Consider the following 12,606-nt stretch of genomic DNA (forward strand, 5'->3'; position numbering starts at 1 on the left):
CCCGTGCACGACATCGACAGGCGGGAGTCCGCCACCTACGCCGTCATCGGCGCCGGTCTCAGCGGAGCCTCGGTCGCCTGGCGCCTCGCGGCGTCCGGCGCCGACGTGATCGTTCTCGAGCGCGACGTGCCGGCATCCGCCCTCGGCAGCTCGCACGGTTCGGCGCGCATCTTCCGCTACGGCTATCTCGACCCGTTCTACGCAGGACTCGTCGTGCGGGCGAAGAGCTCGTGGGACGAGCTCGAAGCGGCGAGCGGCAGGCGGCTGATCACGCCGAGCGGGTCGCTGGATTTCGGCGCCGTGCGCGATCCGCGCGGGCTCGCCGAGGTCCTCGAGACGGTGGGAGTTGAGCACGAGCTGCTCTCGAGCGCGGATGCCGCGACCCGCTGGCCCGGGCTGCGCTTCGACACCGAGGTGCTCTGGCACCCGGGCGCGGGCGTCATCGACGCCGAGGAGTCGGTGACCGCGATGCTCGATCTGGCCCGCGCGGCCGGCGCCCAGGTGCGCACCGAGTGGGAGGTCGCATCCGTGCGGCACGGATTCACCGGCTACCTGGTCACGTCGACGACCGGCCGCACCGTGCACGCCGAGCAGGTGATCGTCGCCGCGGGCGGATGGCTGCCCGCGCTGCTGGGCGAGCTCGACCTGCCGCCGGGCTTCGCCGACGCGCTGCCCGAGTTCGAGGTGCGCCAGGAGAACGCGTTCCACTACAGGTATCGGGATCAGAGCGAGCGGGGCGAGCCCGCCCGAGGATCTCAGACCTCGTGGCCGACCTTCATCTACAAGGGCGAGGACATCCAGACCTACGGGCTGCCGGGAGGCCGAGACGCGGAGTTCGCCGGACAGAAGATCGCCGAGTACAACGGCGGCCGCGTCATCCGCTCCGCCCGCGATCAGGACGGCGCGGTCGATCCGGACAACCGCGGACGTGTGACCGGATTCGTCGAGGAGTTCGCGCCGGGGCTGCAGGCCGAGTCCTACGCGGAGACCACCTGCCTGTTCACGAACGTGCCACGCGACGACATGATCATCGATCGAGCCGCCGGGGTCACGATCCTCTCGCCGTGCTCAGGTCAGGGCGCCAAGTTCGCTCCCCTGCTCGGCGAACTCGTGCACGATCTCGTCGCCGGAACCGGACGATCGTCCGAGCGATTCCGCGCCGTCGGGCAGCGCTTCGCGGGAGCACTGCGATGAGCGGCGACGCAAGCGCCCTCCTCGCCCAGATCGCGCACATCGGCGTCGATCCGGAGCGCGGCGGATACACCCGACCCGTGTTCTCGGCTCCCGAGCTCGAACTGAGAGCCTGGTTCATCGCGCAGGCCGATCATCGCGGACTCGACGTCGAGATCGACGGCAACGGCGTGATCTGGGCGTGGTGGGATGCTCCCGACGCGCGTCGCGTCGACGCGATCGCCACGGGCTCGCATCTCGACTCCGTCCCGGGCGGAGGCAACCTCGACGGACCGCTCGGCATCGCCAGCGCGCTCGCCGCCGTCGACGTCCTTCGAGAGCGCGGCATCCGGCCCGTGCGACCTCTCGTCGTCGCGGCGTTCCCCGAGGAAGAAGGGTCGCGCTTCGGCATCGCCTGCCTCGGCACACGGCTGCTCGCCGGGCTCGTCGACCCGCAACGCGTGCGAGAGCTGCGCGACGACAAGGGGGTCACCTTCGCCGAGGCGGCGAGGGGCGCCGGTCTCGACCCCGCACTGATCGGCCCCGATGCCGCCCGCCTCGCAGCGATCTCCGCTTTCGTCGAGCTGCACGTTGAGCAGGGCCGAGGTCTCGAGGACCTGGGGCAGTCCGTCGCACTCGCGGGAGCGATCATCGCCCACGGCCGCTGGCACGTGCGCATCGACGGCCGTGGAGATCACGCCGGCGCCACCCGGATGGCCGATCGACAGGACCCGGTCGTGGTCGCCGCCGAGACGGTGCGCGCGCTCCGTGCGCACGCTCTCGTGGTCGACGACGCCCGCGGGACGATCGGCCGCATCAAGGTCACCCCCGGCGGCACCAACGTGATCGCGGCATCCGTCGACCTGTGGATGGACGTCCGCCATCGCGACGAGCCGGCGGTCAGGCGCATCGTCGAGGAGGTGACCGCCGCGACCGAGCGGTCGGCCGCCGCAGAGGGCTGCACGGTCAAGGTGACCGAGCAGTCGTTCTCCCCCACCGTCGCGTTCGACAACGGACTCCGCGAGCGGATGCACGCGGTGCTCCCCGACGCCCCCGTGCTCGACACGGGCGCCGGGCACGACGCGGGCGTGCTCGCCGGAGTCATCCCCACCGGCATGCTCTTCGTCCGCAATCCGACCGGCGCCTCGCACACACCTGCCGAGGCCGCCAGGCCCGAGGACGTCGCGGTGGGCGTGATCGCGCTGGCCGACGTGCTCGAAACCCTGATCACCCGCTGACCCTTCGACAGGCTCAGGGGCCCACCCTCACAATCGAAAGGAGAACGACATGGACATCACCTCGCAGGTCAACACCGGCTGGATGCTCACCGCAACCGTCGCCGTCACCCTCATGCTGCCCGGTCTCGCGCTGTACTACGGCGGCCTGTCGCGCACCAAGAACATCCTGAACACCATGATGATCGTGCTCGGCGGCTTCGCCGTCACCGCGGTCCTCTGGGTCCTGTACGGCTACGGCCTCACGCTCGGCGACTCGGTCGGCGGCGTGGGACTCATCGGAGACCCGACCGGGCTGTTCGGCATCCAGTCGCTGCTGGGCGCCGAGACGCCAGAGGGAGCCGTGCCCGGCATCCTCATCGCGGTCTTCCAGCTGATCTTCGCGGGCCTCACCGTCGGCATCATCGGCGGGGCGGTCGAAGGCCGGATGAAGTTCTCCAGCTGGCTGGTCTTCGCCGGTCTCTGGGCGACGCTCGTGTACTTCCCCGTCGCGCACTGGGTTTTCGCCTTCGACTCCGCCGACGGCTCGGTCACGGGCGGCTGGATCGCGAACAGCCTGCACGCGATCGACTTCGCCGGCGGCACCGCCGTGCACATGAACGCGGGTGTCGCAGCCCTCGTGCTCGCGATCTTCCTCGGCAAGCGCCGGCACTTCCCGAACGTCGGACGACCGGGCAACCTGCCGATCGCGATCGTCGGCGGCGGGCTCCTCCTCGTCGGGTGGTACGGCTTCAACGGCGGCTCGTCGGGTGGCATCAACGAGAGTGCGGGCGTCGCGGTCACCAACACCCTCGTCGCCGCCTGCGCCGGTCTTCTCGGCTGGCTCGTCGTCGAGCGGATCGTGCGGAAGGCGGCGACCTCGCTCGGTGCGATCTCCGGCGTGCTCGGCGGCCTCGTCGGAATCACCCCGGCCGCGAACTCCGTGTCTCCGATCGGTGCGATCATCATCGGCCTGCTCTCGGGAGTCGTCGCGTTCGCGACGCTCGGCCTGAAGGAGCGCTTCGGCTACGACGATGCACTCGACGCCGTCGCGATCCACATGTTCCCCGGCATCTTCGGCACCCTCGCGATCGGCTTCCTCGCCGACCCGGCTTCTCCGGCAGGGGCGCAGGGCATCTTCTTCGGCGGAGATGCGAGCCTGCTCGGCACACAGGCGATCGCGATCGTCGCGGTGTTCGCCTACACCGCAGTCGTCACCGCGCTGATCTCGTGGGTGCTCTCGAAGACGATCGGTCTGCGGGTCGGCGACGGCATCGAGATCATGGGACTCGACACCACGCTGCACGCCGAGACCGCCTACGACCTGGACGACGTGCGCTCCTGAGCGCCGGTCCCCGAGAAAGGACATCATCATGAAGCTCATCACCGCAGTCGTCCAGCCCGGCGCTCTCGAGCCGATCAAGACCGCCCTCGCCGAGATCGGCGTCACCGGCATGACGATCCTCGACGCGAAGGGGCACGGAAGCCAGGTCGGAAAGGTCGAGGTGTACCGCTCGCAGCGGGTGAAGGTCGACTTCCTCCCCAAGATCCAGATCGAGACGATCGTGACCGATGAGGAGCTCGAGTCGGCGCTCGAGGCGATCCAGGAGGCAGCGCGCACGGGCGCGATCGGCGACGGCAAGATCTGGGTCACAGACGTTCTGCAGGTCATCCGGGTTCGCACGGGAGAGACCGGCCCGACCGCGATCCGCTGAGCACGTCATGTCGCACGGCACCCGCGTGAAGTCCCTCATCGTCCGCCCGACGGACGTCGCCCCGCAGGCATGGGCGAACGGTCTCGGGGTCACGCGGGTGCTCGCCGCGCGACCGGGATGGCGCATCAGTCTCGCGGAGATCGAGGGGCGGATGCCGTTCTCGCCGTTCCTCGGAGCCGATCGCCTGTTGATCCCCCTCAGCCCTGCGGGCGTCGCGCTCGAGATCAACGGCCGCGTGAGCCGCGTGCCGCAGCACTCGGCGATCACGTTCCGCGGAGAGGATCAGGTCTTCGCAGACACCGGCTCGGGCCGGGTGACCGTGGTGAACCTGATGGCTCGACGGTCGAGCGGACGCATGCAATGGGCGATCCGCCGAGTCTCGGGTGCGATCGCCGAGACCGCCGACGCGATCGTCGTGCTCGCAGGAAGGGTGGAGGTGCGCGGCGAGGTGGCGCCGCCGGGCGCCGTGATCCGACCGGACGCGCGGTCGATCGCGGTGTCCTCCCCCGACGCCTCGATCGCGATCATGCGGGTGCGTGAGCGCCGGCGGGATCGACCGCGGCTCTGACGCTCGAGAGGCGCGAGATCGTGCGTTACTGCTCCCCTGAGCTCTTCTTGAACTGACGCTCCCAGTCGCGCAGTTCGCTGCGGCCGATCAGGGAGTCCAGCGAGACCTGGAAGAGCAGTCCCTTGCGTGCGTTCACCTGCTTGATGTTGTCGACGATCTGCGTGGTGACGGCGCTCAGCGCTTCGCGGACCTCGCCGATGCGCTCGTCGGGCGCGTCCCACAGATCCGGCCGCGTGAGCAGATCGAGCAGGTAATCGCGGTCGAGGGCGGCGACCAGACGGGCGAGCTTGTCGGAGTACTCGGCCTCGGCGATGACGCTCTGGTCTTCACCCGCCTTCGCATCCAGGCGGATGAACAGCTGCTCGACGTGAGAGGCGAGCGCCTCGATGTTCGTCGCCGTCTCGGCGGCGATCGCGTTGCCCGCCACGGCGGCGTAGAAGGGGGCGAGCTCCCGCAGTCGATCGACCCGCAGACGGATGCCGGGCGGCACCGGGTCGGCGCTCTCGAGGGAGGGCGCTGACGTGCGTCGCCGGCGAGCGACCAGACCGACGGCGGTGCCTACGGCCGCCACCAGCACGACGCCGCCGATGATCACTGGCATGAGGAGGTCGGCGCCGCCGGAGCCGCTGCCCGGGTTCCCGCCGGCCGGAACCTCGGCTGAGATCTCCTGCACGGTCTCGAGGAGTGAGGAGGTCAGGTCGGCGCCCTCGTTCTGGTTCGCGATCGAGACCGCATCGTCGACGACCGACGACTCCGCCATCAGGTCATCGCCGACGGCGACGATCACGGTGGGCTGGGATGCGGCATCCGTCAGCTTCTCGATGACATACGTGCTGTACGGAGCATCTTGCCCGGCCTGCACGGGGAGCACGACGACGACCATGTCGGAGGGCACGCTGCCCGACAGCTCTTCCTGAAGGCTCTGCCATCCGGAGACATCGTGATCGACGTACACGTTCGTCGACTGGATGCCTTCGATGGCGTCGTCGATCCAGGGGTTCCCCGTCGATGAGAAATGGTGCATATGCGCCTCAGAAGTTGTTGATCACGGAGGCGAAGACGAGATCGATGCGCTCGGCGTTCGACGCGTCGAACAGCTGCCCGCCCGTGGCATCCGCGATCCGCTGCAGAGCAGAGGTGTCGGCTCCCTCTCCATACGCGATCGGGAATATACGCACAGGAGCGTCGCTTCCGCCCTCTTTGGTGCTCTTGCCGATCTTCGCGATCAGCGAGTCGAGCGAGGTGGCGGAGTCGGTGTCCTCGCCGTCGGAGAGCACGACGATCGCGTTGATGCGGCCGGGCTCGGCGCGTTCGCTCATGGCCTCGTAGGCAGTGAGGATCGCATCGTAGAGCGGCGTGCCGTTGCGTTGCGCGTAGTGCAGATCCTCAAGTGAGGAGTCGAGCTTCTCGCCGTCCGACCCGAGCGCGGTGACGTCGCGCAGAATCTGTATGCCTTCACCGGCATCCGATGAGATCCCCGTGGTGAACGCCCAGACGCCCACCTCGTCGGTGGAGCGGAAGTGATCGAGTGTGGTCTGCGCTCCCTGGATCGCTCCGTCGAGGCGAGACCGCCCGTCGCCGATCGGGTCGTCCATCGAGCCGGAGATGTCGATGAGTTCGAGCACGGAGGAGGGCTTGCGCACCTGCGTCCACTGATCGATCGCTGTCGAGATGACGTCGACGTCGGGTTTGGGCAGCGTCACCGCCGGCTGCGCGGGATCGACGCCGAAGTTCGCCGTGAACAGCTTGCCGAGCGGCACCGATTCGTCGAGTGGACGGAAGCCGTACTCGGGCAGGATCTTCTGGGCGTCGGTCGTCTGCAGGAAGGCGGCGAAGGCTTCTCCGGCAGTGCGCTGCTCGGCGGTGACCCACTGGGCGCCGAGCACCGTGACGGGGTTGTCCGACCACATCGAGCCGCCCGCGGGGTACACCGCCACCAGCTTGGTCTTGGGCGGGGTCAGGGTCTCACCCGGCTGCACCGTGTGCGAATCGGGGTTGCCCTGGTTGTAGTTGAGGAGCGAGGTCTCCTCGAGAGCCACCGCCGAGACGTAGGCAGAGCCGTTCGAGCCGTTCTGCGTCTCGTCGTAGAGCGTCGACAGGACGTTGCCTGTGGTGTCGCCGTAGTGGATCACGCACTCCTCGAACACGCGGGAGAAGTCGGCTGCGGCGTCGACGTCGGCCGAGGTGAGATCCGCCGATTTGCCGGATGCTTCGTACGACTGCATCAGGATCGTCGAGAGTCCCGTCGTCGAGGTGTTCGGGTTCGTCTTCGAGATCTTGAACGCGCCCCAGATGTCCTTCCCGACACTCCCCCAGCCCTCCGGGTCCTGGCACAGCTGCGACAGGTCGGTGATGCTGATCGGCTTGTCGGGCCAGCCGAGAGCCTTCGCCATCGGTTCGGGCATGCCGAACACGACCGGGGTGCGGGTGAACGACGCAGGTTCCCCGACGAGATTCGCCGACGCGGCGGCGGCGACGCGGTCGGTCCACACCGTGGAGGCCGGTGACCACAGCGTCGGCCACAGGTCGTGATCGTCGCTGGGCCAGTCGTCGCCCGCGGTGAGATAGCGTGCGGCGTTGCCGGACGAGACGTTGATCGGTCGCACGGTCGCGCAGGTCTTCAGGCCGTCGTGCTCGGGCGAGTCCTTGAAGGCCTCGGCGAGCTTGTCGAGCATGTTCACCTTCTCCGACGACGTCGCGATGGTGATGTGCGTGCAGCCGTCCGAGGGGAAACCCTGTCCTTCGGTGTCGGTTCCCGTGTCGTCGCCCGGCGTGCAGGCCGACAGGACCAGAGCGATGAGGGCCGTGGCCGCGATGGCGGCCGGCGTTCTGCGGAGGATCCTGCGTCGCGGGCTCATGGGCCTAGGGTATCCAGATAATCGTCTCCCGATCACTGATCCCGTCAGGTGAGCGCCGAAGTCCCCTGCAGCGCGTGCACGACGGGTGAGAGCTCGGGCTGCGCGACCGCCTCGCCGAGCGTGCGTTCGAGTGTCTCGTCGTGGATGGGATGCGCCTTCTCGTACAGCTCGCGCCCGGTCGGGGTCAGCTCGGTGTAGATGCCGCGGCGGTCGTCGGCGCACAGGATGCGGGTGAGCAGCCCGCGATCCTCGAGACGCGTGACGAGTCGTGTGGTGGCGCTCGGGCTCAGCGCCGCCGCGCGGGCCAGCTGCTGCATCCGCATGTGCCAGCCGTCCTGCCGGCTGAGCGCGTCGAGCACGGTGTATTCGACGACGGAGAGATCGACGGATGCTCCGAGTGCGCGTTCGAGCTCGGTCTCGATGATTCCGTGCAGAGCCGCCAGGGTGCGCCATCCGCGTGCCCGGATCTCGACGGCGTCGTCGGAGATGCCCATGATGTCCTCCACAAAAGTAGTTGCTTGCGCGGGATAATTGCGTGTGCAATGATTAATGCTCGCGACGCAAAATCCCGCGTCTGCAACTACTTTAGCAGAGAGCTCATCATGCCACTCGGACTCATCGCACTCGCCATCGGCGCCTTCGGGATCGGACTCACAGAGTTCGTGATCATGGGCCTGCTGCCCGAGGTCGCCGCCGATTTCGGCGTCACCGAAGCCACCGCAGGCTGGCTCATCTCGGGCTATGCGCTCAGCGTCGTCGTCGGCGCCCTCGGCCTCACGGCGGCAACCACACGACTGCCACGCAAACCCGTTCTGCTGGGACTCGTCGTGCTGTTCATCGCGGGCAACGCGCTCACCGCGCTGGCCGCCGACTACCCGGCGGCCATGGCCGGCCGCATCATCGCCGCGCTGTGCCACGGCGCGTTCTTCGGCATCGGCTCGGTCGTCGCGGCAGACCTCGTCGCTCCGGCCAAGAAGGCCCGCGCGATCGCCATCATGTTCACGGGACTCACGGCCGCCAACGTGTTCGGCGTGCCATTCGGCACGTTCGTCGGACAGCAGTTCGGCTGGCGTGCGACGTTCTGGGCCATCTCCGCGATCGGAGTGGTCGCCTTCGCCGGCATCGCGCTGCTCGTCACCGTACCGCCCGCCACGAGTGAGAAGGTGAGCCTGGTGCACGAGCTCCGCGCCTTCCGCTCCAGGCAGGTCTGGCTCTCACTCACCGTGACCGTGCTCGCGTACGGCGGCATGTTCGGCGCCTTCACCTACATCGCGTACACGCTCACCGGGGTCACCGGCTTCGCGGCCTCCGCCGTGCCGTGGCTGCTCGTGCTGTTCGGGATCGGCCTCGTGATCGGCAACGCCGTGGGCGGACGCCTCGCCGATCGCTCGATCGACCGCACGCTGCTCGGCTTCACCGGTCTGCTGCTGCTGATCCTGATCACCTTCGGACTGCTCGCCTGGTCGCAGCCCGCCACCATCGCGATCCTCGTGCTGCTCGGCGCGTTCGGCTTCGGCACGGTTCCCGGCCTGCAGAGCCGCATCATGCAGTACGCAGGCGGAGCCCCCACGCTCGCATCCGGCGCCAACATCGGCGCCTTCAACGTCGGCAACGCGCTGGGCGCGTGGGCCGGCGGCGTCGGCATCGCTGCAGGGCTCGGCTACACCTCGCCCATCTGGATCGGCGCCGCCATCACGGCATCCGGTCTGGTCGTGATGACCGTCGCCGCCCTCACGGCGCGACCCGCCCGGCACTCTGCGACCGGCACCGTCCGCACCGTCGCCGCCTGACCGTACCCCCACAGAAAGCAAGAGAATGACCATCCCCACCCGCACCCTGAACAACGGCATCGAGATGCCCCAGCTCGGTTTCGGAGTCTTCCAGGTGCCGGATGCCGAGACGACCGCGGCCGTGTCGGTGGCGCTCGAGGCCGGCTACCGGAGCATCGACACCGCCGCGATCTACGGCAACGAGGCGGGCGTCGGTCGAGCGCTGGCGGAGTCGGGCATCGCCCGCGACGACCTCTTCGTCACCTCGAAGGTCTGGATCAGCGACCACGGCTACGACAGCACTCTGCGCGCGTACGACGCCGCGTTAGAGCGACTGGGTCTCGACCACCTCGACCTGTTCCTCATCCATTGGCCGATTCCCGCTGCGGGCACCTATCCCGAGACGTGGCGCGCTCTCGAGAAGCTCTACGCCGACGGACGCGTGCGAGCGATCGGCGTCTCGAACTTCGAGCCCGAGCATCTCGTGCGTCTCGAGACCGAGTCGGGCATCGTTCCCGCGGTGAACCAGGTCGAGCTGCACCCCGCGCTGCAGAACCGTGCGGTCGTCGAGGCGAACAGCGCTCGCGGCATCGTGACCGAGGCGTGGAGCCCGCTCGCCCAGGGGGCGGTGCTCGGCGACCCGGCCGTGCTCTCGATCGCCGAGCTCCACGGGAGGACCCCTGCGCAGGTCGTGCTCCGCTGGCACCTGCAGCAGAGGCGCATCGTGATCCCGAAGTCGGTGACGCCCGCGCGCATCGCCGAGAACCTCGACGTCTTCGGCTTCGACCTGTCGGCGGACGAGCTCGCGGCGATCGACGGGCTCGAACGCGATGGCCGCACCGGCCCGCACCCGGCGGAGTTCAACGGATGAGATCGGGCTGCTGCGCCCGCATGAACTCCTCGGCCGTGCGCACCTGATCGGCGCTCGGGCGGATGCCGGTGTACAGCACGAACTGCTCGAGCGCCTGCAGCGTCGCGACCTCCGCGCCGGTGATGACGGTCTTCCCCGCGGCACGGCCGGCCCGCACCAGCGGGGTCTCGGCGGGCAGCGCCACGACGTCGAACACGACGGATGCCGCCGACACCTGCTCCTCGCTGAACGACAGGTCGTGCTCCTCCGCTCCCCCGGCCATGCCGATGGGCGTGATGTTCACGATGATGTCCGCCGTGCGGGCGCCGGCGTCCGCGGTCCAGTCGAAGCCGTAGAGATCGGCGAGACCTCGCCCGTTCGCCTCATTGCGCGCCGCGATCGTCACGTTCGTGAATCCCGCGTCGCGGAAGGCGGCGGCGGTGGCCTTGGCCATGCCGCCCGAACCCTTCAGCAGCACAGCGGCTGCGGCATCCAGTCCGTTCCGCGCGATCAGCTGCGCGATGGCCGAGTAGTCGGTGTTGTACGCCGTGAGCACGCCGTCGTCGTTGACGATCGTGTTGACCGAATCGATCGCGGAGGCGGAGGGATCCATGCGGTCGACGAGCGCGATCACGTCCTCCTTGTAGGGCATCGATATCGCGCATCCGCGGATGCCGAGACCGCGGACTCCTGCGATCGCCTGCCCGAGATCCGTAGGCGCGAAGGCCTTGTAGATCCAGTTCAGGCCGAGCTCCTCGTAGAGGAAGTTGTGGAATCGGGTGCCGTTGTTGCTCGGACGCGCCGAGAGCGAGATGCACAGGGTCATGTCCTTGTTCAGCATGGTCACGCCACAAGGGTAACGCTCTCGGGAACCGAATTCCGGGGGCTGACGGGAACGGTCGGGGTCGCCTAGGGTGTAGGTGCATGCACAGGGGATTGATCGTCTCCGTCCTTCCCCAGAGGACGGGAAGCCTTCCCCAGAGGCGCGACGATCCGTGTATGCGATTGGGCCCCCTCGAGCAGTTCAGTCCCCAATGGGCCGCTCGAGGGGGTCGCTATCCCCCTCCTGAAGATTTTCGAAGAATGTCCCCCAAATGGGGGACAAGGACGTCGCGTTGGGGATATGCTTATTCCTGACGCACCCTCCGGTCGTCTTCGGCCCTCATCGCTCCCCCCGCGGTGAGGGCCACACAATTTTTCGGGCTCGAGCCGCGACCTCTGTGTGTCGTGACATGACGCCTCGTGCAACATTTCTGTTACGGGCTGACCCCTGCTCTTCCGCTCACGCCGTGCTCCACTATCTTTGAGCTCGTCGGTGCATCCTGCGTCGGCTTCTTTTCCAGCAGAACAGGCAGTAAATGAGCACCCAGGGCACGGTCAAGTGGTTCAACTCGGAGAAGGGCTTCGGCTTCATCTCCCCCGACGACGGCGGCGCTGACGTTTTCGCGCACTACTCCGCCATCGAAGCATCCGGCTACCGGTCTCTCGAAGAGAACCAGCGAGTCGAGTTCGAGGTCGCGCAGGGCCCCAAGGGCCTGCAGGCAGAGAACATCCGCCCGCTCTAAGCGCGGATTCCACCGGAACTCCCCGACCGGGGCCGACATCATGTGCGGCATCCGGCGGGGAGTTCTGTGCTTTCCGGTGGCTCTCTCGGAGGAGAACGCGCACTCGGGAGGAGCTTCGGGCTGAAATCCTCAGCCTGAGCGCGGGAACTCCTCCCGAACGCGTGCCGGGGCGCGTCGCTCCCGGAGGAGTGGCGCCGGCGCGGGATTCAGCTCAGCAGCAGGGCGCGCAGCTCCTCGGCGGATGCTGCGCGGAACGCTGCGTCATCGCCCTCGTGCGCGTCGCTGAAGCCCCATTCGACGAAGATCACGGGCACGCCGTTGACGTTGCCACCTTCGACGTCGTGGTGTCGATCTCCGATCAGCACGGGGCGCGAGGTGTCGGCTCCCCCCTCCGTCAGGCGCTTGAGAGCCTCGACGACGATGTCGGCCTTCGAGGCGAGAGTCGATTCGTCGGGCGTCGCACCCACCGTGGCGAGGAAGTACGGGCGCAGCTCGAAGTGGTCGACGAGCGCGTCGACCTGGTTCTCCGGCTTCGAGCTCGCCGTCGCCTGCGGGATGCCGGCGGCGTGCAGCTCGCGGATGATCTCGGGCACGCCGGGGTACGTGTTCACGTCGGTCGTGTATCCGTCGGCCTTGCCGAGCGTGCGGTAGAAGGCGACGGCTTCGGACGACTGCTCAGGCGTCATGCCCGCCTGCACCTGGAACGACTCGAACATCGGCGGACCGATCCAGTGCACGAGGTCGTCCCTCGTCGGCGCCGGGTGCCCGAAATGCGTGAGGGCGACGTTCAGCCGACGGAGGATCCCGACGGACGCGTCGATGATCGTGCCGTCGACGTCCCAGAGGACGCAGGAATAGGGGGAGGAGGGCATGCTTCCAGCCTATGGGCTGCGACTG

13 protein-coding genes are annotated in these 12,606 nt (G+C 68.3%); 8 read left to right on the top strand and 5 right to left on the bottom strand.

Annotated elements, in window-relative coordinates; translation table 11 throughout:
- Positions 1-3: 3 nt before the first annotated feature.
- From QFZ53_RS02895 to QFZ53_RS02915, 5 genes are read left to right on the top strand one after another with little or no spacing between them, the layout of a single operon-like run.
- Positions 4-1,194 (top strand): FAD-dependent oxidoreductase, encoded by a 1,191-nt coding sequence (locus tag QFZ53_RS02895; protein ID WP_307293311.1) that lies wholly within the window; start codon positions 4-6, stop codon positions 1,192-1,194.
- Positions 1,191-2,408, top strand: a complete 1,218-nt coding sequence (locus QFZ53_RS02900) for an allantoate amidohydrolase (protein WP_307293313.1) — start codon at positions 1,191-1,193, stop codon at positions 2,406-2,408. The genes QFZ53_RS02895 and QFZ53_RS02900 overlap by 4 nt, the downstream gene beginning before the upstream one ends.
- A gap of 49 nt (positions 2,409-2,457) precedes the next feature.
- On the top strand, positions 2,458-3,729 hold the full coding sequence (locus QFZ53_RS02905; RefSeq protein ID WP_307293315.1) for an ammonium transporter: 1,272 nt from the start codon (positions 2,458-2,460) through the stop codon (positions 3,727-3,729).
- Between the two features lie 28 nt (positions 3,730-3,757).
- Entirely contained in the window at positions 3,758-4,099 is a 342-nt protein-coding gene (locus tag QFZ53_RS02910) for a P-II family nitrogen regulator (RefSeq protein WP_292906673.1), read from the top strand.
- Positions 4,100-4,106: 7 nt separating this feature from the next.
- Positions 4,107-4,667: a HutD family protein gene (locus QFZ53_RS02915; protein ID WP_307293318.1), complete on the top strand. Its 561-nt coding sequence runs from the start codon at positions 4,107-4,109 to the stop codon at positions 4,665-4,667.
- Positions 4,668-4,692: 25 nt separating this feature from the next.
- Here the strand turns inward: QFZ53_RS02915 and QFZ53_RS02920 are convergent, their stop codons facing one another.
- The 3 genes from QFZ53_RS02920 to QFZ53_RS02930 are packed head-to-tail and all read right to left on the bottom strand — an operon-like array spanning position 4,693 to position 8,019.
- Positions 4,693-5,691: a hypothetical protein gene (locus tag QFZ53_RS02920; protein WP_307293320.1), complete on the bottom strand. Its 999-nt coding sequence runs from the start codon at positions 5,689-5,691 to the stop codon at positions 4,693-4,695.
- Positions 5,692-5,698: 7 nt separating this feature from the next.
- Positions 5,699-7,525: a substrate-binding and vWA domain-containing protein gene (locus QFZ53_RS02925; RefSeq protein WP_307293322.1), complete on the bottom strand. Its 1,827-nt coding sequence runs from the start codon at positions 7,523-7,525 to the stop codon at positions 5,699-5,701.
- 44 nt (positions 7,526-7,569) lie between these two features.
- A complete protein-coding gene (locus tag QFZ53_RS02930; protein ID WP_292906681.1) occupies positions 7,570-8,019 on the bottom strand; it encodes a MarR family winged helix-turn-helix transcriptional regulator in 450 nt (149 codons plus the stop codon).
- Positions 8,020-8,127: 108 nt separating this feature from the next.
- On the opposite strand from QFZ53_RS02930, the gene QFZ53_RS02935 reads away from it, so the two are divergent.
- Both QFZ53_RS02935 and QFZ53_RS02940 read left to right on the top strand, forming a co-directional pair.
- Complete coding sequence (locus QFZ53_RS02935) at positions 8,128-9,315, top strand: MFS transporter (RefSeq protein ID WP_307293324.1); 1,188 nt, start codon at positions 8,128-8,130, stop codon at positions 9,313-9,315.
- Positions 9,316-9,340: 25 nt separating this feature from the next.
- Complete coding sequence (locus QFZ53_RS02940; RefSeq protein WP_307293326.1) at positions 9,341-10,165, top strand: aldo/keto reductase; 825 nt, start codon at positions 9,341-9,343, stop codon at positions 10,163-10,165.
- Here QFZ53_RS02940 and QFZ53_RS02945 read toward each other — a convergent pair.
- A complete protein-coding gene (locus tag QFZ53_RS02945; RefSeq protein ID WP_307293328.1) occupies positions 10,155-10,991 on the bottom strand; it encodes a shikimate 5-dehydrogenase in 837 nt (278 codons plus the stop codon). The two genes, QFZ53_RS02940 and QFZ53_RS02945, sit on opposite strands and share 11 nt — an antisense overlap.
- Positions 10,992-11,502: 511 nt before the next feature.
- On the opposite strand from QFZ53_RS02945, the gene QFZ53_RS02950 reads away from it, so the two are divergent.
- On the top strand, positions 11,503-11,709 hold the full coding sequence (locus QFZ53_RS02950; RefSeq protein ID WP_045257445.1) for a cold-shock protein: 207 nt from the start codon (positions 11,503-11,505) through the stop codon (positions 11,707-11,709).
- Positions 11,710-11,915: 206 nt separating this feature from the next.
- Here QFZ53_RS02950 and QFZ53_RS02955 read toward each other — a convergent pair whose 3' ends face one another.
- Positions 11,916-12,581, bottom strand: a complete 666-nt coding sequence (locus QFZ53_RS02955; RefSeq protein WP_307293330.1) for an HAD hydrolase-like protein — start codon at positions 12,579-12,581, stop codon at positions 11,916-11,918.
- Between the last annotated feature and the right edge of the window lie 25 nt (positions 12,582-12,606).

Origin of the sequence: Microbacterium natoriense, assembly GCF_030816295.1 — a bacterium.
GTDB lineage: Bacteria > Actinomycetota > Actinomycetes > Actinomycetales > Microbacteriaceae > Microbacterium > Microbacterium natoriense_A.